The sequence below is a fragment of the Enterobacter cancerogenus genome, from assembly GCF_019047785.1.
In the GTDB taxonomy this organism is placed as follows: Bacteria; Pseudomonadota; Gammaproteobacteria; order Enterobacterales; family Enterobacteriaceae; genus Enterobacter; species Enterobacter cancerogenus.
This window is the reverse complement of sequence record NZ_CP077290.1, coordinates 3,550,677-3,573,778: the sequence shown is the minus strand read 5'-3', so window position 1 is coordinate 3,573,778 and position 23,102 is coordinate 3,550,677. Positions and strand designations below refer to the sequence as shown.

The following is a 23,102-nucleotide window of genomic DNA, read 5'->3' as shown; positions in this document are numbered from 1 at the left end:
GGCCTCAGTTAAAGACAAAACCGCCGTTGACCGGAATCAGCTGCCCGGTAATGAACCGCGACAGATCGCTTAACAGCCAGACCACGCTGCCCGTCACATCGTCCGGCTGCTGCGCGCCGGTTAACGCGCGGCCATTTTCGTACAGCTGATGGCGTTCGGCGGGCACATACTCGGTCGCCTCGACGCGGGTTAGCCCCGGCGCGATGGCATTGATGCGGATACGTTTTTCACCCAGCTCACGGGCCATCGAGCGGGTCATGGCAATCACCGCGCCCTTGCTGGCGACATAGGCCATCAGGCGCGGCGCGCCCCACAGCGCGGTGTCGGAAGCGACGTTCACAATCCCGGCCCCCTCGCGCAGCAGCGGCACGGCGGCGCGCGTCACCAGCCAGGTGCCCTTGACGTTCACGCTCATCACCCGATCCCAGAGATCCGGATCGTAATCGAGCATGTTTTTGCCCCCCACGCCGGTCGCCATGGCCGCGTTATTCACCAGCCCGTCAATCTGTCCCTGCTCGCCAATGGCGCTGAACACCTGCTCAATGGCGTGCGGATCGGCCAGATCGATAATGTGGGATTCGATCGCGTAGCCCTGCTCACGCAGTCCGTGCGCGTTTTCGGCCAGCTCGCCTTTCAGGATGTCGCACATCACCACCGCCGCCCCCTGCTCCGCGCAGGCTTTGGCGAAGTGATAGCCCAGGCCGCGCGCGGCACCGGTCACGACGATGCGCTTCCCGTTTAGCAGGCCGTTCATCAGGCGGCTCCCTGCTGTTCTTCACGCATCGCCAGCTGCTCTTTCGCCGCCTTTTGCATCATACGGCGCAGGCGGGAGAGACCGACGTCGTGCTGGTACAGGTATTCATGCTCGCGGGCGTTCGGGGCGAGGCTTTCGAGCACCACGCGGTCCTGCTCGAGAACTTCCCAGTGCAGTTTCTCCAGGCGGTTGCGGTACATGAAGCGCCACATGTCGCGCTGCCAGCCCTGCACCCGGCGGATACGCCAGAAGAAGACGCGGCAGTTGTCGTTATCTTCCGGCACCACCATGCCGACGATGAAGAAGTGGCCGCCCGGCCCGAAACGCTTCTTATAAGGAATGGACAGGCGCATCCAGCAGGTGCCACTGTTGCCCAGCTCCACCCAGTCGAAGTTGATGCCGCTCTGCCCTTTTTTCTCAAAGATGAAGCCGGTTTTGGTCGGCTGCAGCACCATGTCCGCCTTGCGGTCCCCTTCCGCCATCGAGTGCGACGACGAGTGCAGATAGGTACCGTGCATCGGGTCCATCACGTTTTCCAGCGCGTACTGGTAGTTGCATTTCCACCCGGCGGTGCAGAGGAAGTTGCTGAAATTGTCGGTGTCGGCGAGTTCATCCGGGAAGCTCAGCTCGTCCGGCTGCTGGTCAGCGGTAACGCCGAACCACAGGAAAATGGCCCCGTGCGCCTCCTGCACGTTGTAGCTGCGCACGCACTGCTGGCCGACCAGCGGGCATTTGTCCACCGCAGGCACATCTTTCACCTCGCCGTTACCCGCCACTTCCACGCCGTGATACCAGCAGGCGATGCGGTCGCCGAGATTCCAGCCCATCGACAGCCGTGCGCCGCGGTGGGGACAGCGATCTTCCAGCGCCTGTACCTGGCCGTCTTTGTTACGCCAGACCACAATCTGCTCGCCGAGGCGGGTAATGCCCACCGGCGCAGACTGCACTTCCCAGCTCGCCAGAACCGGATACCAGAGGCCGCGCAGACCTTTATCAAGATAGTGTTGTACGGGAGTCGTCATCGCGTTGTCCTCAGTAGCCGTTAACCTGTAAGAATGCCTGGAAGCTGTTCTCGCTCCAGGGCTCGCCCTGCTGGTCGTGCAGGCGGACGGCGTTCAGGCCGTTCACCAACTCCGGCAGGGTTTCCGCGCCCTGCTCAAACAATTCTTCCAGGGTGGCGATAAGGTGGAGCTCCCAGTTTTCCGGCTCGCGACTGCGGGTCTGCCAGATAAGGTTCTGGTATTCACCCGGCTTGTGGATCGCGCCGTTACCGCCCTCTGCCGGAGGGGTAAACTGGCGGCTTTCCGGCAGCGCCGGGTTAAAGTTCAGGGTCTCGCTCATGCCACGGTCTCCTCGACAAAGGTAATCTGGATTTGGTTTTCAAAGACCCGAACCGGGTAGCGGTTGAGGTTGCGACCGCCGGGGCCGTGCAGGCACTGGCCGGTTTTGACGTCAAAAACCGCCTCATGCAGCGGGCACTCCACTTTGCCGTCTTCCACAAAGCCCTGGCTCAGCAGCGCGTAAGCGTGCGGACATACGTCTTCCAGCGCGTAATATTCACCGTCAATTAAATAAACGCCGATCTCTTTGCCCTCGACGTTGCCGCTAAATGGGAAATCTTCCTGTACTTGTTCTGCGTCACATACGCCTATCCAGCTCATCACGATCCTCCAGGCTTTTGTTTCATATATGAAACTCTGTTTCTTATTTAATACGGTCAATATAAAAGCGATGAATCTTTCGTCAAGCGCCAATGTGACGAAATTGTTAACCGAATGGCAATTAATTAACTAAGTGTGCAAAGGATCACGAAAAAATGCAGCGATATGAAATTTTCATTATTCAGGCGTGAGGGAATACGTTTTAGTGATGGGAAGAAATGTTCTCTGAAAGATATTGACTTATTTTATCTTTGATCATTAGAAATAAATAAAAGGGACAACCCCGGTGTTTCACCCGTGAAACGAATTTTTAATTTACTGTTTATAAACAACGAGTTTCACTGGTGAACCATTTTACCTGCGTGACAATCACTTTAATAAAAAATCAATTCATAAGGCGGGCATGATGACGGCAAGATGGCAAGGTACGATGGCATTGTTATTGCTGATTATTATTTCGTATGTCGACAGGGTAAATATTTCGGTGATGATTTTAAACCCGGAATTTGCCGAACACTTTCAGTTAAATGAAAACAGAATGTTACAGGGAATGCTGATGACGTGCTTTCTCCTGGGCTATGGTTTTTCCGCGTTACTCTTAACGCCGGTTATCGAAAGCAAACTGCATTATCGGCAGGGTTTGCTGGTCAGCATTGCCATCTGGGCTGCGGTGTGCGCCATTTCACCGCTGCTCGGATCGCTGATGGGAATGCTCATCGCGCGCGTAATTTTAGGGGTTGCCGAAGGGCCGCTCTTTTCACTGAAAACGCGCTTTATCAGCGATAACTTCTGCGCGGAGGCGATCGGCAAACCCAACGCCGTGACCGCCCTGGGCGTTTCGCTGGGGCTGGCGATCGGTTTTCCGCTGGTCACCTGGCTAATGGCGCACCTCGGCTGGGCCGGATCGTTTTACGCGCTGGCGGCAATCAACCTGGTGCTGGGCGGCGGCGCGGTCTGGCGTTTTCTGCCCGCGCCGCGTGAGGTGAAGGCCATCCAAAAACCGGGTTTTATGCAGACTTTTACGCTCGCCTGGCAAACCCCGCTGCTTGGCCTGATCCTGCTGGTTGAAATCGCCACGCTGAGCTATCTCTGGGGCAGCAGCGCGTGGCTCCCCGCCTGGCTGCGCGATGAGCATCACTTCTCGCTGCACGCGACCGGGTTGCTTGCCGCGGTCCCCTTCCTGTTAAGCCTTGGCTCAAAATTTCTCGGCGGCGTGCTGCTCGATAAAATGCGCCCGGAGCAGGCCCCGGTGCTGTTTGTGGTGGGCGGCTTGCTGACGGCGTTGTCCGTCATCGCGCTGATGCTGAGCCACCAGCCGGTGTGGCTTGCGCTGTTTATGCTCTCGGCAAATATCTTCTGGGGACTTCAGGGGGCGGCCATTCCTGCGGTGATCCAGCATCACGCGGCGCGGGAGGCAGTCGGCAGCGCGTACGGCATTATTAATGGCATCGGTAATCTCTGCGCCGCTTTTATTCCGCTGCTGATGGGGATGGTGATGAAATCGATGGGGTCGGTCAGCTCGGGCTTTTCGGTGCTGGTCGTGTCGCAGGCGATCACTCTGCTGGCGGGCGGCGTGTTGCTGCTGCGCATGCGTCGCGCAGCAGCACTCAGCGCGTAAAGGTTATTCGCCTTTTTTCGCGGCCTGGATGTAAAGCATTTCCAGCGCCAGGGTCGCCGCGGCCAGCGCGGTGATCTCGGACTGATCGTATGCCGGTGCAACTTCCACCACGTCCATGCCCACGATGTTCAGATCTTTCAGGCCGCGCACCAGCTTGATGGCGCGGTCGGAGGTCAGCCCGCCGATGACCGGCGTACCGGTACCCGGTGCAAACGCCGGATCCAGACAGTCGATATCAAAGGTCAGGTACACCGGCATATCGCCAACGATCTGCTTCACCTGGGCGATGATGTCGTCCACGCCGCGATCGTTCACCTGGCAGGCATCAAGCACGGTGAAACCATTGTCTTTATCGAACTCGGTACGGATACCGATCTGCACGGAATGATTCGGGTCGATCAACCCTTCTTTCGGCGCGGTGAAGAACATGGTGCCATGATCGAATTCACAGCCGTTCGCGTAGGTGTCGGTATGCGCATCGAAGTGCACCAGCGCCATTTTACCGAAGTGTTTGGCGTGGGCGCGCAGCAGCGGCAGGGTTACGAAGTGGTCGCCGCCGAAGGAGAGCATGCGCTTACCGGCAGCCAGCAGCTTCTCGGCGTGTGCCTGCAGCTTTTCGCTCATCTCACGCGCGTCACCAAAGGCATACACCAGATCGCCGCAGTCCACCACGTTCAGGCGCTCGCGCATGTCGAAGTTCCACGGGAAACGGTTGTGCTCCCAGGCCAGGTTAGTGGATACCTGACGAATTGCCGCCGGGCCGTGACGGCCACCGGCACGACCGGAGGTGGCCATGTCGAATGGAACGCCGGTGATGACCCAGTCAGCGTCGCTGTCGTACGGCTGGAAGTTCATTGGTAAACGTAAAAAACCAAACGCGTTAGATACCAGGGAGTTATCGTACTGATGACCTAAAGTGCTCATGTCCTGACCTCTTATAAAGTCGTTGCATTAGATACAGATGAAAAAAAATCCCCTCCGCGTCGTTAAACCCGACGAGGAAGGGATTGATGTCCTTACTGCTTTTGCCTAATGCTAGCCTCTGGAAGGTTAAGATTCAAGCTCACTTTTCAAAACAGAAATCAATCGTGTCACCAGACTTATACGGCCCCAAAATATTCACCACACAAATAAAATTCATTTTTATAATTTATATTTTCTAAAGCCAGCGATTTCTTCACATCATTTGTGCTTAAACGTCCGAAGCAAAACTTAATTCATAAATTAAACAAATATATCATTTTAAAACTAGGAATATATTTAGGCCTGGACGATAGCGGTGGAGGAGATGACCTATATACAATACCCCCCCCAATGACATGATATGGATATTTTTATGAATAAGTTGTCTAAGCTGGCAATCCTGGCCGTTCTTTCAACCATCGGTACCGCCGCGGCAGCAGAAGATGGCACTATTACTTTTGAAGGTACTATCAGCGACGCCACCTGTACTATTACCGGCGGCGACGCACAGGGCGAATCTTCTACCCCTGATTTTACCGTTCATTTACCTTCTATTAGTGCAACCGCGCTTGCAGCGGATGGACAGCGCGCAGGCGACACACCATTCCACATTACCTTAAGCGGCGCAAACTGCACCAATGGCAAAATTGCCAACGTATTTTTCGAACTGGCGCAAAGCACCAATATTGATGCCACCACCGGTAACCTGAAAAATACCGTGGCGAAAGCGTCTGGCGGTGCGGAGAAAGTTCAGGTTGGTTTACTGGATTCTTCAAAAGCTATTCTGAACCTGAATACCGCAAACAATAACGCTCAAACCGTTACGGTTTCCGGTAATACGGCTCGCTTTGATTACTGGGCACAATATGTCGCTACGGGCGGGGCATCTACTGCCGGTCAGGTATCAACCGACGTTATTTACTCTATTAAATATCAGTAATCGCGCATTTAGCGGGATGAACCGCTGAGAGTATCACCTAAAGGATTAGGCCAGATGTTAAAAAAACTTGTTATATCTTCTGTATTCATGACGACGCTGGCCTTTTCCTTTGCGGCCAGTGCAACGATTCAAATTATGACGACCCGTGTGGCATTTAACGCCGGGGAGAAAGAACAAACGATTCGTATTAACAACGTCAGCAAAACGCCCGAACTGGTTCAGGTGTGGCTTTCCAGCACCGATAAGACTGACGGCATCGCCAAAGAAGATGTGCCTTTCTTTATCACCCCACCGGCGGCCAGAATTAACGGCCAAAAGGGGAAAGTTTTCCGCATATTCCAGACGGAAGGCGTAGCGGCGAAATATCCAAAAGATCGTGAGACGGTACTGTGGCTCAACGTCCTGGATATTCCACCTGAAATGGCAGAAGACGCGGATAAAAATCAGCTAAAAATGGCGTTCAGAACGCTGATTAAATTTTTCTATCGTCCGGTTGGCCTGAAGGGTAACCCGATGAAAGCGGCGGACGAATTAACCTGGCAATTGAAAAAAACGGCCAAAGGTTATGACGTCGTTGGAACAAATAATTCTCCTTTCCATGTAAGCATGACGAACGTCTGGCTCAGAGATGCTCAGGGCAAAGATGTCATGATTGATGGAGAGATGATCGCGCCATATAGCACGATGGTGTATCACTTCCCGCAGGTGAATGCCGTGCAGGGAAAAGGGACATTCCAATACAATTATATTACCGATCTGGGTGCCTATATTAAGCGCACGTATAACTTCTGATTAGCAAGGATATTGACCAGGACGGTGATATGTCGATGTTTTTCAAAAAAACTAACACTCTGTGGGTGATGAGTGGCTTTGTCATTTCGGTGACAATCGCGCCACCCGCAGTTTTTGCCAGTGATACCAGTAAGCCGATGACATTTTCTCATGGGTTTATGAAGTATTACGATAGCGGAATCGATCTGACCCAATTTGACGGCGTAGAAAAAATACAGCCGGGTAAATATACGCTTGAGGTTTACAGCAATCTCAAGCCTGTTGATACCTGGTCCGTCACCTTTGTGGCGGCAAATAATGAGCAGGGATTTAACGCCTGCATGACGCCCGAAATGGTCGTCCGCTTTGACGTCGACACATCAAAACTTCCCCCTGACTGGAAGCAGAAGAGTTGTATTATTCTTCCTGAGCTGATTAAAGGCGCGACGGTTAATTATAACGCGGTAGAAGAACAGCTGGATGTCACTATTCCCCAGGCGATGCTGCTTAATACGCCTGCGGGTTACGTCAGCCCGGAGTTATGGGATAACGGCGTGCCGGCGCTGATGTCCTCCTATACGCTGAGCGCCACCAGTTCACGTTATCGCCCCACCCAGGATAACGCGACCTATCTCTACAGCAATTTGCACAACACTCTTGCGCTGGGCGCGTGGCGCTTTACGACTTACGACAGCCTGAGTTCCGGCAGTGACACTGAAAATACCGGCGTACAGCATATCCAGGCCTATGCAGAGCGGGCGATTGCGCCGCTGCAATCGCAGATTGTGCTGGGCGATATGAATACCACTGGTGATTTTTTTGACACCACTGCCCTGCGCGGCGTTCGTCTCGCCACGGACGATCGCATGCTTCCCGACTCCGTACGCAACTATGCTCCGGTGGTGCGCGGCATCGCCAACAGCAATGCCACGGTGACCATCAAGCAGGCTGGCAACACCCTGTATGAAAAGGTGGTGCCGCCAGGGGAGTTCGCCATCAGCGATCTCTATGCGACCGGCTATAACGGCGATCTTGAGGTCACCGTTAAAGAGACCAACGGCAAAGAGACCTACTTCGTGGTCCCCTACTCCAGCGTGCCGCAGCTGCTGCGCGAAGGTTACTCCCGCTACTCTGTGGCTGCGGGTGAAATTCGCGATACCTGGCTGAAAGAGGACCCGAAAGCGGTTGAGGGCACGTATCAGTACGGCTTATTCAATAACTTTACCGGATACGTTGGCGGACAGAGCGCGTTCGAAGGCGACTACTCGGCGCTGATGACCGGTTTTGCGATTAACACCCGTCTGGGCGCGCTTGGCGTGGACGTGACGCGCTCCTTCACCCGCTTCGAGGGACAGCCGGACACCGCCGACTGCGGCACCTTCTGCAATATGAGCCTGCGCATTAGCCTGGCGAAGACGCTCCCGACCACCGGGACGAACTTCAGCCTGATTGGCTATCGCTACTCCAGCGCGAACTTCTACTCCCTGAGCGATGCGGTCAGCCTGAAGCGCTCGATTGAAGCCGATGAGGATGACTATCTCCCGGAACGCTACCGCGAGCGCCTGGAAGCCAACATCAACCAGACGCTTCCCGCCGGTTGGGGAAGCTTCTACGTCAGCGGTTTTGTGGGCAACGTCTGGAACAACGAGCAGGGCCGGAATGAAAAGTCGAACTTCGTGCTGGGCTATAACAACCAGTTTGGCATCACGACCTGGGGGATCTCTCTTGGCCGGACCAACAACGACGATGGCGGCCACGAAGATACGCTCTATCTGAACATGAGTATGCCGCTCGGCCACCACTACGAGAAGCAGGCTCGCCTGGGGGCGAACTTCAGCTATAACAGCGATGAAGCTAACTTCCGTACCTCGCTAAACGGCTCCGCCGGGGAACGCTCGCAGTTTGGCTTTGGCGGCTATTTCAGCCAGTCCAACACGCCGGAAACCAACTTCGGCATGAACCTCTCCTACACGGGCGAAAGCGCCTCGGGCGGGATGACCTACAGCCAGTCCCGGGATTCCTTTATGGGTGGGGTCAACCTGAACGGCGGCGTGGTGGTGCATGAAGGCGGCATCAACTTTGTGCCGACCCTGGCAGACACCATCGGCATTGTAGAAGCAAAAGGCGCAGAAGGCTCCCGCATCTACCCGGATTCTCAGGCCGTCATCAAAGACAACGGCTACGGCATTGTCGGGTATCTGGTGCCTTACAAGTACAACGAGGTGTACGCCGACCCGAAAGGCACCGCGTATACCGTCGAGGTAGACGATACCCGCCGAACCATCGTGCCTACCTCCGGCGCGGCCGTGCTGATCAAAATGGACACCCAGGCCAATAGCCAGAGCTTTGTGCGCTTTGTGCAGCCTTCCGGGGAGGTGATCCCCTTCGGTGCGTCGGTGCTGGATGCATCGCACAACGCCATCGGCATGGTCGGACAAAACGGCGTGGCGATGGTGTCGCTCAAGGAAGGCCAAAACGACTTCACCCTCCAGTGGAAGAAAAATAAACAGCCCGCACAGTGCGTTGCGCGTTATGTGAAACAAGGCGCTGAGGATCAGCCATCCGAGGAAGAGGCGTTTAAGGCTACTGAAATTACCTGCATCAATAACGGGGCAACACCATGAGACGGATCTTTACGGCTGCGCTGATTCTTTTATCCACGGCGTTTTTATCTTTAACGTGCACCAGCGCCTATGCGGCGTTGTGCACCCGCACGTCCCCTCTGGCGACGCTCAATATCATGGACGACATCACGCTTAACGTCATTAAGCAGCGTGAGGTCGGCAAAGTTTTATGGAGCAAAACCTACCAGGTGCCGGACGTTAGCTACACCTGTGACGCCTCCACACAATCCTCATGGCATTCAAGCTATTCGCGAAGCTATATCCGTTCGCAGCTTGATCATGTCTATAACACCGAAATCCCGGGGATTGGCATTCGCATGCGCTGGCCTACGCAGACCGAATCTTCCTGGCTGCCGGGTAACTCGGGTTCACCGACCACCTGCTCCACCGGTTGTGGGGTGAGAAACAGCACGGTGCTGGTGGAAATGGTCCAGACCGGTGCGATGCCTGAAGGGGAATACGTTATTCCAGCCGGTAAGGTGGCTGAAGCAGTGGTGATCCCGACCGCCGATGCGAGCGAAAAACTGCCGATTATGGCCATCAACTTTGGTGTTGCCATTAAGGTGATTACCGCCGCGTGCACAATCTACCCCTCGGCAACAAACATCGATTTGGGCACCTATAACATCGCCGATTTTCAAAACGACGATAGTTTTCAGGGTGTTAAAAAGGATTTCACTATCACCGTGGGTTGCCCTTCTACGGAACAAATTGGCATCACCTTCAACTCCTTAATTAACACCCCATTAGGCGAGTTGTCCGGCGTAATCGGCGTTGAAAGCGGCGACGGTTATGCAAGCAATTTTAGTATTCGCCTTTTTGAGAAGAACGGAGCCGCGATCTCGCTGGGTAATGAGAAGATCTATACCGCCTCCACGCTCACCAAAAAATATCAGGCGTATATCTATGTTGGCGGTGGGGTCGATCGTAAGACCGCCCTCACCCCCGGCAGAGTTGTCGGCGCCGTTCAATACACCGTTCGCATTAAATAACGCTCAGGGAGAGAGAGATGCGTTGTCATTTTAAAATGAAAAAAGTCCTGTTCTTACTGCCTTTACTGCAGGTGGCCCATGCCGCCACGCTGCCCTCTGTCCAGAACAAGCAGGAGCTTGATCGCCTGGAGCGGCAGAGCAACCAGTATCTGATTGAAGAGGCGAAAAGAACGGAAGCGTTGCTGCAACAACAGCGCGCCAGTCGTGGAGAAGACGCGGAGACCGGCCTGCCGGCTGACTCATCGTGGAAGTTCAACGTAACCCACATCGAGATCCTCGACGATCACCTGTTCGACGGATCGCCGCAGCGCGAGGAGATCGTCCAGCGCTATCTGGGTAAAGATCTGGGCAAATCTGACATTTTCACCTTAGTGAAAGAGTTAACGGATTTTTATATTTCCCGTGGCTATGCCACCACCCTGATCAGCATCGATCCCGGCAACATCAAAAGCGGTACGCTCAAGCTTCGCGTGCTGTGGGGAAAGATCAACGCTTTTAAGGTTAACGGCCAGGCTCCGGGGCTGCGTGATAGCACGCGTCTTTTTACCGCCTACCCGTTTGCCAAAGACAAGATCCTGAATATGCAGGATGTCGACCAGATGGTTGAGAACCTGATGCGGGTATCACAGGGGGATAATATTCACGTTGAGCCCTCAATCATTAATGGTTATTCCGATCTTAACCTGATTCATCAGCCCTCATTCCCGCTTGACGCGGCCGCGGGGTTAAATAACTCCGGGAATAAATCAGACGGCTGGCAACAATATTACGGCAGCCTGACGGCAAAGAATATTGCCGGGTTGAACGACATCTTTAATGCGTATTACTCCTGGAACGACCTGAAAAATAGTAATGATAAGCAGGACTCCTGGTCATTTAGCTACAGCGTGCCGCTGGGCTATTGGGGTTTTGATACCAGCTATTACAAATCTGAATACGAAAAAGGCATCGACGGCGGTTTCGGCATTTACGATTCCGATGGTACCTCCGAACGTGCATCCCTGCGTATCAGTCGCATGCTGGTGCGTGGCGCAACGGGTAAAACCAGCGCCTGGATGAAGGTCGAACGCCGGGATAACTACAACGGCATCGAAAACGCGCGCATTGACGTTAGCTCAAAAACCTACACCTCGCTGGCGTCGGGCCTGACCTACGTTGGCGCAATGGGCGGCGGCTGGTTCTATGGCGATCTGAGCGTCACCGCGGCGGTGCCGTGGTTTGGTTCCGCCCGCGACGGCGATAAAGACCTGGAAGGTTTCGACGTCGATTACATGAAGTACAACGGCATTGCCTCCTGGACGCGCCCGCTCGCTAAGTTCGGCAGACTCGGCATGACCTATGAGCTGAACAGCGGTTTTCAGTACACGCCGGATGTGCTGGTGAGTGATGCCAAGGTCACTATCGGCGATGAATACACCGTTCGTGGTTTCAAAGACGACAACGTGATGAGCGACAACGGCGCATGGATTGCCAACAGCCTGCAGTTTCCTTTCGATATTGGACTGGCCGGTATTTACCAGCTGACGCCTTATATTGGCTACGACTTTGGCTTTACAAAAGATAATTGCCCGAAAGGCGTCAATGTCTGCGACAGCCAATTCATGATGGGCGCATCCGTGGGTGTTAAAGCCACTGGCAGCCATTTCTCTTCCTACGTGATGGCAGGGTGGCCCGTTAAAAAACCAGACTCAATGGAAGAAGAAACCATCGATAACACGGTGGTTTATTACAAAACGGAAATTAACTTCTAACAAAGGGAAGAATAATGAAAAACAAAAACACACGCAGCGGAAAAATAACCACGCGCAATTTGCATAAGCGGCTCTGTCCTTTATATCTGTCTTTGGCAGGCATTTTCTCGGCCACCGCCGATGCGGCAACAACGCCTGATAATCGTCAGTCGAAAGGCCCGACCATGGGCCAGGCGGCCAACGGCACGCCGGTGGTCAATATTGCCGATCCTAATGCGAAAGGCATCTCCATGAATAAATTCAACGAATTTAACGTTGAAAAACAGGGGATGATCTTTAACAACAGCATGCAGGACGGCGTGACGAAAATTGGCGGCTATGCGGTAAAAAACGCCCAGCTGCAGCACGAAGCCAGCGCCATTATCAGCGAAGTGACGGGCGCGAAAGCATCCTACATTAACGGCACGATGGAAGTTTTCGGGAAAAAGGCCGACATCATCATTGCCAACGAAAACGGCATTAGCGTGAACGGCGCAACCACCATCAATGCCAACAGCCTGACCCTCAGCACCGGTAAAGTGCAGGCAAATAACGACGGTTCCTATAAGCTGGCAGTTGAAAAAGGGGCGGTATCCGTCACCGGTCAGGGCATTAATACCGACGGGCTGGGCTACTTCGACATCGTAAGCCGCAGCGCGCAGCTGGAAGGCGAAATTGCCGGTAAAGCAGACATCAAAGTGCTGGCGGGCCAGAACGATTACGATCTTGCGACCCGCAGCCACACCGTGCGTAACAAAGGCGATGGGCGGGGTCCGGCCGTTGCTATCGACGGTAGCGCGCTTGGCTCCATGTACGGCGGCAAGATCCAGCTGATCAGCACCGAATCCGGCGCGGGCGTCCGCCATGCTGGCGGCATTATCGCCAGCAGCGACCTGGACATCAGCGCGGATGGCGACATTACGCTCGCCAGCCTGTCGAGCGAGAAGAACCTGTCGCTCTCCGGCAAGAATATCACCCTGAACAAGTCCACTTCCGGCGTTCAGGCGAAAAACGACATTATCATGAACGCCCTGGCGGGCATCACGCTGAATAACGACGTGATCGCCTCAACCGGCAAAATCCGCATTGATGCCAGCTCGCTGGTGCAAAACGCCGCCTCGCTGGTGACCAACAACACCACCACCACCGTTCCGGCGATTCAGATTAACGTGGCGGGCCAGTATACCCTGAACGGCAAACTGCAGGCACTGGACGCCAACGGTAAGGTCATTGCCGGCGGCGTAGTGACGCTGAAAAACGGCGATTTCGTCGTGAAGGTCAACGGCGCTGAAGTGCCGTTTGCCTCGCTGATCTCGGATACGCAGGTGACCAGCCACAGCGGTGATGTGCAGATTACCGCAGGCAGCATGAATAACAGCGGCGGTAGCGTCCTGGCGAAAAAAGGCACCCTGCAGTTCACCCTGAAAGAGGCCTTTGTGAACAGCGGTTCCGTCAGCGCGACGGGTGATCTGACGATTGCGTCCGGCTCACTGAAAAATGACGGCGTGCTGTACGCGTCTAACAACCAGACGCTGCGCGTCGGGAACCTGGACAACAGTGGCCGCATCTTCGCAGAAAAACGGCTGGTGATGAACGCCAGCGCGCTGAACAACCGTGGAAACATCGGGGCGACCCGTGACGCACTGCAGATCACCACGACCGGCAATGTCACCAACAGCGGCACCCTCGTGGGTGATTCGGCGACCGTCAGCCTGAACGTGGGCGGCGACGTCGACAACAGCGGAAACATCATCAGCAACGAAAAAGATGTCACCCTCGCAGCCAGCGGTAAATCCATCAAGAACCAGGGCAAGATCGAGGGGAAAAACGTTACCCTGACCGCCTCCAACGCCGATGCGACGCTTGAAAACAGCGGTACGCTGAATGCCAGACAAAAAGCGCAGGTGAAGGCGGCGAAGCTGAATAACAACGGCGGCACCCTGAGCGCAGCGGGCGATATCGCGCTGAACGTCAGCAAGCAGCTGAACAACACCCACGGCGGCGCGATCCTGGCGGGCGAAAACCTCGCACTGGACGGCGCGCATACGACCGCTCTGACCAACGACAACAGCCGGATCCAGGGGGAAAACATTTCCCTGACCAACATGGCGACGCTCAGCAACACCGGCGACGCCGTTCTGCTCGCCAACGGGGCGATGGACCTGTCCGGCGCGACAACGCTGACCAACTCGGCCTCCGGCATTCAGGCAACGTCCATCCTGCTGGATCACATCGGCACGCTGACTAACACCCGCGATGCCACTGTCTACAGCAGCGGCAATCTCACCCTGTCCAACATTGGCACCCTCACCAACGATGCGTCACAGCTGGTGGCAGACGGTGCGCTGGCGATGCTGAATATCACCAACGTATCGAACACGAACAGCGCCGCAATGGTCGGCAGCGGCAGCGTGACGATCGACACGGTGAATACGCTCAACAACAGCAACAGCGCGGTGATCCAGTCTGAGCATGCCCTCAGCATCAAGAACGTGGGTACGCTGAACAACAGCACTGACGCGGCGATCCTCGCCTCGGGCAACATGACCCTGGACGGCGTGAATACGCTGAACAATGCCTCGGTGATCCTCAGCGACGGCAGCATTACCGTGCAAAACGGCGACACGCTGCACAATAACGGCGTGGTGCAGGCGGGCACCGATCTGATTATCCGCAATATCCGAAGCCTGGTGAACGACGGGAGCGACCATGTGCTCATGGCCCTGCGTAACCTGACGATCGAGGATGTGGATTCCCTGACCAACTCCCACCAGGCGGTGATCACGGCCAGCATGAACACGGTGCTGAACGCCGTTGGCGTGCTGACTAACCTCTCCGGCGGGGTGATTCAGGCCGTTGACGGTGCGTTAACCGTCGCGGCAAATTCCCTGCTCAACAGCGGCAGCGAAAACGGTTCAAACTCCACCCTGGTGGCGGGCGGCGATGTGACCGTGACGTCAGAAAATGTGACCAACGAGAGCGGCGCGGCCATTGTCTCGACGGATAACAACCTGACGCTGAACGTGGCGAGCAACCTGAACAACAGCGATGAAGCCGTGCTCGCCGGGGCCAAAACGACCTCGCTGAATGTTCAGAAAGGCAACATTAAAAACACCACTAACGCAGTGATTGCGGGCACTAACATTGCGGTTGCGACCAAAAACCTGCAAAACGATGCCAACGCCTCCATCACCGCCGACCGGGATCTGCAGCTGACTCTCGCTAGCCTGAACAACACGGCCGGTATCCTTGAGGCCGGACGCGATCTCTCGCTCAGCGTCGACAATAGCCTGACCCTCGACGCCAATAACCAGAACATCTATGCCGGACGCGCGATGGCGATCACCACGCACGGCGACTTTACCAATAGCACCCAGATGGAAGCGATTGGCGATTTGACGTTGAATGCAGACGGTAACTTCACCAACGCCATGTCTATCGTGACCGGGGGCGATCTCAACGTCACCGCGGGCAACATCACCAACAATGCCGGTAGCCTGCTGTGGACGATGGGCGATCTGAGTCTGGATGCCCGTAACGGTAATTTCTTCAACGGCGTGTCGGGTAACGTGCTCAGCATGGGCGATATGTCGATTATCGCGAAGGAGATCTATAACCAGGCCGGGATCATTCGCGCTGAGAAGGACGTCAATTTAGACGCGGAATCCATCAGAAACGAAAGTAGCTACACCGGCGACGAAATCTCCATGACGGGGTATCAGAACGCCAGTGCGGTCTATAACACCGTTGAGCATCTCGCGACCAAATCTCAAACCCTGATTAACTTCTCAATGCCGATTGTGACCTCGGGACTGAAACTTGACCATCAGGCGGAGATCAGCGCGGGCGGCAACATTAATATCAACCAGCGCAATATCTTTGACAGAAAACAGATCACGAACAAAGGCGGTCTGATTCAGGCGGCGAAAGATATTACGGTTACCGGTGATATCTACAACTCACCGGAATACGGTGAAATGTCCATTTATGATTATCTGCAGCTGCCGTTAGAGACGCAGGGCGGGATCACCTATCAGTGGCATTTAGGCGCCTACCATACGTCAACGTGGAATTTTGATACCCTTTATCAGTTCCTCGACTTCGAGTTTAGCAATGGCGCAGCAGCCGGTAAGTCAGGCAGTGACGATCCTGAAAAAGCGATCTGGTACAACGCCGTCGTGATGACCGGAAACGAGTCCACGCTTTTCAACAAAATGATGTCCGACATCTTCGGTGAAACCTGGCAAACCACCGACTACGGTACGATGCGCACTATCTGGGCGAGCGTCACGGCGACCAATAATGAAGCATTAAAAAACAATAAAACCTACTTCGTCCCGTCTGAAAAAGGCGAGATCACCGCTGGCGGTAACTTTACGCACAAAGGCGGCAAGCTGGATAACGGTATTGCAGGCGCCGGGGTGGTTAACAGCCACAGCAACGTGAGCGATATCGACGTGGGCGAATACACCGTCGATACGGTGATTGCCGGTTACGATGTCCAGGTCAATACCAAAAAAATTGACGAGCTGGCGATGGGCATTAGCCCGATGCCAACCATCAAGGACATGGTCTCTATTCCGGGCATGTTTGAAGTCTCGACCGACTTTAAGAAAACCGCCGAAGCAGAAAAAAATGGCACCGCTTATCCGGGGCCAGCCAACAATATCGTTCCGATCTTTGAAACGCGTCCGTCAATGATCGATCAGAGCGCGTATACCGGATCGGATTACTTCTTCGATCAGGTGGGTTATGACCCGCAGAAGCCGGTTAACGTGATTGGGGATAACTACTTCACCTCAGAATTGATCCGCCGTGAGATCAGCAGCTCAGTCGGCAGCTTCTTTGCGATCCGTGATGGTCTGGAAGGCGACGCGCTGGTGCAGGCCCTGATGGACAATGCAGGCGTGGCGGCACAGGACAGCGAGCTGGGGCTGGTTGTCGGTCAATCCCTGACCGAGGAGCAGCGCAACGGGCTGGACTCCGATATCGTCTGGTTCGTTAATCAGACGGTGAACGGCGTGGACGTGATGGTTCCGGTCGTGTACCTGTGCCCTGAAACGCTTCGTCAGATGGAGAGCGGAGACGTTAACGGCGGCACCGCGACCATTCATGCTGGCGGCGATATGAACGTCGATGCGGACAGCATCAATAACGCCAACGGTACGATCTCATCCAAAGGCGACATGACGCTGGTCTCTGATGGCGATATCAACAACATCAGCAACGGCATGAGCGCGGGTATCTCTGCGGGCGGCGACATCAATATGTCCAGCACCAGCGGCAATATCAATAACAACGGCGCGGCGATCAACGCAGAGGGCGATGTGAACATGTCCGCGGCGGAAGGTGATATCACCATGACGGCCAGCGTAGGACGCGATGAGAGCGGCAAGCAGGTGATCCACGCCTTTGAGGACGGCGTCACCGCGGGCGGCAGCATTAACATGGAGGCCAAATCGATCACCTCCAACGCGTCGGATATTACGGCGGGCCAGGATGTGAGCATGAAGGCCACCGACGGCGACGTCACCTTCAATGACCTGCATGAAATTGACGCCACGCGCATCATTGATAACGACGTCAGAAGCGCGCTCAACTTCACGATGTCTGATACCTCAACCACCACGGGCAAAGCCATTGGTGCGAATGTTTCCGCTGGCGGCAACATGAGCATCGACGCCAAAAACGACGTGGTGATGGAAGGCGGTACTTACAACGCTCAGACCGGCAGCATTACCGCTGAAAATGACGTGACGATCAAAACGTCCCAGGATGTGGCTCACGAAGAGCAGCACAGTTCGTCACGCGAGTTTGTCATCAGCGCGGGCGTCAGCGGTGGCGGCCAGTCGGTTAACACCAGCTACGGCACCATGGACGGCGGCAGCACCGAAACCACGTCCGGCGACTATGTCAGCGCAGGGTCAGAATCCGACACCTCCGCTATCGGCAAGAAGCCTGGCCGTGCGCCGGTCAATGATACGGCTGGCTTTACGTTTGGTATGAGCACCTCCAGCGACTCGTCCGTCACCGACAGCAAAAAGAACACCAATGCCGCAATCAACTTCGGCCAGTCCGGGACGATTGAAGCAGGTAAAACCGTTGATATCGGCGGGGCAGATCTCAGCGCGGGCGACTCACTGACCATCAACGCCGAGGACGTCGCGACCACGAAATATGAAGATGAGATGAAAAACACCTCATCCCATAAAGAAACGTCGTTTGGCATCAAGGGTGAGGCCCACAGCACCATTGTGGATACCATTGATAAAGCCGGTAACCTGATTGAAAAAGGCACCGAAGGCCAGTCAGCCAACGCCGGAACAACGGCAGCGGAAGTGCTGGGCGAGGCCTCTAACCTGCTGCTCAACGATCTGGCGGGCGGTTCCGTTACCATTGGTGGCAGTTCGTCTAAATCACACTCGACCTCCACCTCTACGGCAGAAAACATTAACCACATCAACGCGAATAACGTTTCGATCAACACCAAAAAAGACACCACGTTGAACGGGACAGACATTAGCGGCCAGAACGTTGAAATTAACGCAGGCGGCGATGTGACCATGAACGCGGCGAAATCCACAACCAGCTATAGCAACACCACCGAGGAGCACTCGGCGGGCATCACGGCTGGCGTGGGCGTGGATCTCTCCGGCGTGAGCGGCGGCGCGTCTGTTGACTATAGCGGCAGCAAAGAGACCGGAACAGGCAACAGCACCAGCTACACCAACAGCACCATTACGGCAGGCGACGTCAAAATTAAGTCCGGCGGCGACATGACCATGAGCGGTGCCAACATTGACGCCAATACTGCGGATGTAGATGTTGCAGGTGACATGACCGTTAACTCCCTCCAGGACACGGTTCACACGGATAACGAGCGTGCCAACTGGGGCGCATCCGTAGGGGTTGCCGTATCGGCTAAAGGCGTGATGCCTACCGGGGCCGTTAACGGCGGCGGCGGTTCAGAGGCTCACGACTCAGCAACCACCGCGAAGCAGTCCGGCATTCACACCACGGGCGACGTGCAGGTGAAAACAGGCGGCGACCTGAACATGGCGGGTGCCAATATCGTCTCGGATAATGGCACCGGTGAGGTCAAAGTTGCGGGCAATATCAACGCCAAAGACCTCCAGGATACCGTTGAGCAGGACGGCCTGTACGGCGGTGGCGGCGTAGGTATCGGCGGTCTGCCGGGTAAAAAAGGCGGCATTCCATCGGCTAACATCTACGTGGATACGGTCGATGAGATCCACCGTAACGAAACGCAGAAATCCACCATTTCAGTGGGGGGCACCACCAGCAAAGGTACGACTGGCGAGATCAACACCAACAAGGATGAGATGTCCGTTGTCACCCGTGATGAAAAAGAAGCGGGTAACAATATCTCCTATACCCTTGCGGATCCTGGCATCGGTAAGAAGAAAAAAGGCAACTACGACGTCGACACGCCGAACGACCACCACAATGGCGGCGGATCGTCGAAGCATTCGAGCGATGGCAAGAAGAAGAAAGAGTTTACGCCAGCGAAACCTGCGCACAGCGAAGATGTGCCAGCCGTTACGCCGTCGAAAGCCGACACTCTGAAGCCTGCGCCGAAACCGGCTGACAGCACGAAGAAGGCGGACACCACCCCGTCTGGGACCGCGCACAGCGAAGAGGTGCCTGCCGTTAAGCCATCGAAAGCCGATGACCTGAAGCCTGCGCCGAAACCGGCTGACAGCACGAAGAAGACGGATACCACCCCGTCTGAAACTGCGCACAGCGAAGAGGTGCCTGCCGTTAAGCCGTCGAAAGCGGACGATCTGAAGCCTGCGCCGAAACCGGCTGACAGCACGACGAAGACGGACACCACCCCGTCTGAAACCGCGCACAGCGAAGAGGTGCCTGCCGTTAAGCCGTCGAAGGCCGATGACCTCAAGCCTGCGCCGAAACCGGCTGACAGCACCACACCGAAGAAAAAATGGGACGTTCCGAATACGAACTACCCAACGCTTTCTCCGGGATCTGCAACCGGTAAAACCGGCAAGGATATGCCGAAAACGCCTGAGCACAGAAAGTGGAACGGCGATATGACCAACGGCGTGACGCCGTCGAGCAATCCAAAAGGCACCGACGTTAAGCTTTCGCCAGGCTCGTCCACCGGTCAGACCGGCATGGACATGCCGAAAACGCCTGAGCACAGAAAGTGGAACGGCGATATGACTAACGGCGTGACGCCGTCGAGCAATCCGAAAGGCACCGACGTCAAGCTTTCGCCAGGTTCGTCCACCGGTCAGACCGGCATGGACATGCCGAAAACACCTGAGCATAAGCAGTGGAACGGCGATATGACCAACGGCGTGACGCCGTCGAGCAATCCGAAAGGCACCGACGTTAAGCTTTCGCCAGGCTCGTCCACCGGTCAGACCGGCATGGATATGCCGAAAACGCCTGATCACAAGCAGTGGAACGGCGATATGACCAACGGCGTGGCGCCGTCGAGCAATCCGAAAGGCACCGACGTTAAGCTCTCGCCAGGCTCATCCACCGGTCAGACCGGCATGGACATGCCGAAAACGCCTGAACACAAGCAGTGGAACGGCGATATGACCAACGGCGTGGCGCCGTCGAGCAATCCGAAAGGCACCGACGTCAAGCTCTCGCCAGGCTCATCCACCGGTCAGACCGGCATGGATATGCCGAAAACGCCTGAGCACAAGCAGTGGAACGGCGATATGAGCGCAACAGCACAGCCGAAGCAGTGGCTGCCGCTGATGACGGAAACGCCAATTGATATCTATGCGAAGGTGACCATTGCGTTCCAGGACGAACAGCTGAGTTAACCGCCCTCCCCCCGTCGTTCACCGGCGGGGTTTTCATGTAGCCATAAAAAAGGGTCTGACCGTGGTCAGACCCTTTTCTTATTCAGCAGGCGGGATAATTACTCGTCTTCGAGGTAGGTATACCCGTACAGACCCGCTTCAAACTCTTCGAGGAACTGCTGTTGCAGCGCATCGTCCAGACCGGTGTTTTTCACCTGATCGCGGAACTGAGTCAGCAGCTTGCCCGGATCGAGCTGAACGTACTGGAGCATATCCGCTACGGTATCCCCTTCATCAGACAGCTCAACCTCCACGCTGCCGTCAGGGAAGACAAACACGTCAACCGCTTCGGTATCACCGAACAGGTTGTGCATGTTGCCGAGGATCTCCTGGTACGCACCGACCATAAAGAAGCCCAGCATCGGCGGGTTCTCCGGATCGTACTCCGGCATCGGCATGGTGGTGGCGATACCGTCGCCGTCCACGTAGTGATCGATAGCACCATCGGAGTCACAGGTGATGTCCAGCAGCACCGCACGACGTTCCGGGGCGTGGTTCAGCCCTTCCAGCGGCAGAACCGGGAACAGCTGATCGATACCCCAGGCATCCGGCATCGACTGGAACAGCGAGAAGTTGACGTAAATCTTATCCGCCATACGCTCCTGCAGCTCGTCGATAATCGGACGGTGCGCGCGGTTGCTCGGGTCGAGCTGCTTCTGCACTTCATGGCACATGTTCAGATAGAGCTGCTCTGCCCACGCGCGCTCCTGCAGGCTGAAGGTGCCTGAAGAGTAGCCGACGTGAATGTCGTGCAGATCCATCTGGCTGTCGTGCAGCCATTCGCGCAGCGAGCGGCGCGTGCCCGGCTCGTGCATCTCCTGCCAGGTTTCCCACATGCTTTGCAGGGAACGAGGCGCATCTTCCTGCGGCGGCGTCGCTTCGGAAATTTCGCTACGCTCAACGCCAATAATGTTGGAAACAAGCACGGTATGGTGCGCGGTCACCGCGCGGCCCGACTCGGTGATCACCGTCGGATGCGGCAGGCCGTGCTCTTCACAGGCATCGCCAATCGCCCAGATAATGTTGTTGGCGTATTCGTTCAGGCCGTAGTTAACAGAGCAGTCGGACTGTGAGCGGGTTCCTTCATAGTCCACGCCCAGACCGCCGCCGACGTCGAAGCACTGAATGTTGACGCCCAGCTTGTGCAACTCAACGTAGAAACGCGCCGATTCACGCACGCCGGTGGCGATGTCGCGAATGTTCGCCATCTGCGAACCGAGGTGGAAGTGCAGCAGCTGGATGCTGTCCAGACGACCGCGCTCGCGCAGAATTTCTACCAGCTGCAGCACCTGGTTCGCCGCGAGGCCGAACTTGGATTTTTCGCCACCGGAGGACTGCCATTTACCGGAACCCTGAGACGCCAGACGCGCACGCACGCCGAGGCGTGGGATCACGTTCAGACGCTCCGCCTCTTCCAGCACAATTGCGATTTCGGTCATCTTCTCGATAACCAGATAGACCTTGTGGCCCATCTTCTCGCCAATCAGCGCCAGACGAATGTATTCACGGTCTTTATAACCGTTACAGACAATCACCGACCGGGTCATGCCCGCGTGCGCCAGAACGGCCATCAGCTCCGCTTTGGAACCGGCTTCCAGCCCCAGCGGTTCGCCGGAGTGGATCAGGGATTCAATAACGCGGCGGTGCTGGTTCACCTTAATCGGGTAAACCAGGAAGTAGTCGCCTTTATAGCCATAAGATTCGCGCGCGCGCTTGAACGCGGCGTTAATCGAACGCAGGCGATGTTGCAGGATCTGCGGGAAGCAGAACAGTGCAGGCAAACGCTGGCCCTGCGCTTCGCGAGCTTTCACCAGTCTGGCGAGATCCACGCGCGCATCGGGGACGTCCGGATCGGGGCAAACGCTAATGTGGCCCAGCTCATTGACGTCGTAGTAGTTATTGCCCCACCAGGCAATATTATAAGTGCGCAGCATCTTGCTGGCTTCCTGGGAGCTCATCGCAACCTCCTGCATGGAACGTAGTACACCCTGTTCGCCCGCTGACGAAGGCGAAACTGAAGACATGTCGTCAGACATAGCGAACCTCAACTCTTTGTATTAAGTGTAAAACAGTTGACTACTATCGCAGCGTTATACGGCGATAACAACCCATAAACGGCTCCATCTCCCAGCAGAGTATGCTGAAATCCAGACCGTGCGACCGGTTTCTTATTCATATCATTGTA

The 23,102-nt window shown here is 55.6% G+C and carries 14 protein-coding genes; 7 read left to right on the top strand and 7 right to left on the bottom strand.

What is annotated here, in order from left to right:
* Window positions 1-4: 4 nt before the first annotated feature.
* The 4 genes from I6L58_RS16865 to I6L58_RS16850 are packed head-to-tail and all read right to left on the bottom strand — an operon-like array spanning window position 5 to window position 2,415.
* Entirely contained in the window at window positions 5-754 is a 750-nt protein-coding gene (locus I6L58_RS16865) for an SDR family oxidoreductase (protein WP_088208565.1), read from the bottom strand.
* Entirely contained in the window at window positions 754-1,776 is a 1,023-nt protein-coding gene (locus tag I6L58_RS16860) for an aromatic ring-hydroxylating oxygenase subunit alpha (RefSeq protein WP_006178426.1), read from the bottom strand. Before I6L58_RS16860 ends, I6L58_RS16865 begins: the two co-directional genes overlap by 1 nt.
* Window positions 1,777-1,786: 10 nt before the next feature.
* Window positions 1,787-2,095 carry a recombinase-like helix-turn-helix domain-containing protein gene (locus I6L58_RS16855; protein WP_006178427.1) on the bottom strand — a complete coding sequence of 103 codons (309 nt, stop codon included), beginning with the start codon at window positions 2,093-2,095 and terminating at the stop codon, window positions 1,787-1,789.
* Complete coding sequence (locus tag I6L58_RS16850) at window positions 2,092-2,415, bottom strand: Rieske (2Fe-2S) protein (protein ID WP_013098654.1); 324 nt, start codon at window positions 2,413-2,415, stop codon at window positions 2,092-2,094. Before I6L58_RS16850 ends, I6L58_RS16855 begins: the two co-directional genes overlap by 4 nt.
* Before the next feature lie 406 nt (window positions 2,416-2,821).
* Here I6L58_RS16850 and I6L58_RS16845 point away from each other — a divergent pair, with 406 nt between their 5' ends.
* On the top strand, window positions 2,822-4,033 hold the full coding sequence (locus I6L58_RS16845; RefSeq protein ID WP_042321915.1) for an MFS transporter: 1,212 nt from the start codon (window positions 2,822-2,824) through the stop codon (window positions 4,031-4,033).
* Window positions 4,034-4,036: 3 nt separating this feature from the next.
* Here the strand turns inward: I6L58_RS16845 and speB are convergent, their stop codons facing one another.
* A complete protein-coding gene (speB, locus tag I6L58_RS16840; protein ID WP_058608614.1) occupies window positions 4,037-4,957 on the bottom strand; it encodes an agmatinase in 921 nt (306 codons plus the stop codon).
* A 412-nt stretch (window positions 4,958-5,369) separates the two neighbouring features.
* Between speB and I6L58_RS16835 the strand changes: the two genes are divergently transcribed.
* From I6L58_RS16835 to I6L58_RS16810, 6 genes are read left to right on the top strand one after another with little or no spacing between them, the layout of a single operon-like run.
* Entirely contained in the window at window positions 5,370-5,936 is a 567-nt protein-coding gene (locus tag I6L58_RS16835; RefSeq protein ID WP_227658121.1) for a fimbrial protein, read from the top strand.
* 54 nt (window positions 5,937-5,990) lie between these two features.
* Window positions 5,991-6,728 (top strand): fimbrial biogenesis chaperone, encoded by a 738-nt coding sequence (locus tag I6L58_RS16830; RefSeq protein ID WP_088208564.1) that lies wholly within the window; start codon window positions 5,991-5,993, stop codon window positions 6,726-6,728.
* Window positions 6,729-6,757: 29 nt separating this feature from the next.
* The gene (locus I6L58_RS16825; RefSeq protein WP_006178433.1) at window positions 6,758-9,331 is read left to right on the top strand and encodes a fimbria/pilus outer membrane usher protein; all 2,574 of its coding nucleotides are present in this window, start codon (window positions 6,758-6,760) and stop codon (window positions 9,329-9,331) included.
* On the top strand, window positions 9,328-10,323 hold the full coding sequence (locus I6L58_RS16820; RefSeq protein WP_088208563.1) for a fimbrial protein: 996 nt from the start codon (window positions 9,328-9,330) through the stop codon (window positions 10,321-10,323). Before I6L58_RS16825 ends, I6L58_RS16820 begins: the two co-directional genes overlap by 4 nt.
* A gap of 17 nt (window positions 10,324-10,340) precedes the next feature.
* The gene (locus tag I6L58_RS16815) at window positions 10,341-12,074 is read left to right on the top strand and encodes a ShlB/FhaC/HecB family hemolysin secretion/activation protein (protein WP_088208562.1); all 1,734 of its coding nucleotides are present in this window, start codon (window positions 10,341-10,343) and stop codon (window positions 12,072-12,074) included.
* A gap of 14 nt (window positions 12,075-12,088) precedes the next feature.
* On the top strand, window positions 12,089-20,878 hold the full coding sequence (locus I6L58_RS16810; RefSeq protein WP_254082129.1) for a two-partner secretion domain-containing protein: 8,790 nt from the start codon (window positions 12,089-12,091) through the stop codon (window positions 20,876-20,878).
* A 98-nt stretch (window positions 20,879-20,976) separates the two neighbouring features.
* Here the strand turns inward: I6L58_RS16810 and speA are convergent, their stop codons facing one another.
* Complete coding sequence (gene speA / locus I6L58_RS16805) at window positions 20,977-22,953, bottom strand: biosynthetic arginine decarboxylase (protein WP_042321927.1); 1,977 nt, start codon at window positions 22,951-22,953, stop codon at window positions 20,977-20,979.
* Between the two features lie 8 nt (window positions 22,954-22,961).
* A complete protein-coding gene (gene yqgB / locus I6L58_RS16800) occupies window positions 22,962-23,093 on the bottom strand; it encodes an acid stress response protein YqgB (protein ID WP_127463540.1) in 132 nt (43 codons plus the stop codon).
* Window positions 23,094-23,102: the final 9 nt, after the last annotated feature.

What these genes read in the sequence shown, in the direction of transcription:
- I6L58_RS16815 (WP_088208562.1), top strand. Translation starts at nt 10,341, where the DNA reads ATGCGTTGTCATTTTAAAATGAAAAAAGTCCTGTTCTTACTGCCTTTA.
- speA (WP_042321927.1), bottom strand. Translation starts at nt 22,953, where the DNA reads ATGTCTGACGACATGTCTTCAGTTTCGCCTTCGTCAGCGGGCGAACAG.
- I6L58_RS16835 (WP_227658121.1), top strand. Translation starts at nt 5,370, where the DNA reads ATGAATAAGTTGTCTAAGCTGGCAATCCTGGCCGTTCTTTCAACCATC.
- I6L58_RS16825 (WP_006178433.1), top strand. Translation starts at nt 6,758, where the DNA reads ATGTCGATGTTTTTCAAAAAAACTAACACTCTGTGGGTGATGAGTGGC.
- I6L58_RS16845 (WP_042321915.1), top strand. Translation starts at nt 2,822, where the DNA reads ATGACGGCAAGATGGCAAGGTACGATGGCATTGTTATTGCTGATTATT.
- I6L58_RS16810 (WP_254082129.1), top strand. Translation starts at nt 12,089, where the DNA reads ATGAAAAACAAAAACACACGCAGCGGAAAAATAACCACGCGCAATTTG.
- I6L58_RS16830 (WP_088208564.1), top strand. Translation starts at nt 5,991, where the DNA reads ATGTTAAAAAAACTTGTTATATCTTCTGTATTCATGACGACGCTGGCC.
- speB (WP_058608614.1), bottom strand. Translation starts at nt 4,957, where the DNA reads ATGAGCACTTTAGGTCATCAGTACGATAACTCCCTGGTATCTAACGCG.
- I6L58_RS16865 (WP_088208565.1), bottom strand. Translation starts at nt 754, where the DNA reads ATGAACGGCCTGCTAAACGGGAAGCGCATCGTCGTGACCGGTGCCGCG.
- yqgB (WP_127463540.1), bottom strand. Translation starts at nt 23,093, where the DNA reads ATGAATAAGAAACCGGTCGCACGGTCTGGATTTCAGCATACTCTGCTG.
- I6L58_RS16820 (WP_088208563.1), top strand. Translation starts at nt 9,328, where the DNA reads ATGAGACGGATCTTTACGGCTGCGCTGATTCTTTTATCCACGGCGTTT.
- I6L58_RS16850 (WP_013098654.1), bottom strand. Translation starts at nt 2,415, where the DNA reads ATGAGCTGGATAGGCGTATGTGACGCAGAACAAGTACAGGAAGATTTC.
- I6L58_RS16855 (WP_006178427.1), bottom strand. Translation starts at nt 2,095, where the DNA reads ATGAGCGAGACCCTGAACTTTAACCCGGCGCTGCCGGAAAGCCGCCAG.
- I6L58_RS16860 (WP_006178426.1), bottom strand. Translation starts at nt 1,776, where the DNA reads ATGACGACTCCCGTACAACACTATCTTGATAAAGGTCTGCGCGGCCTC.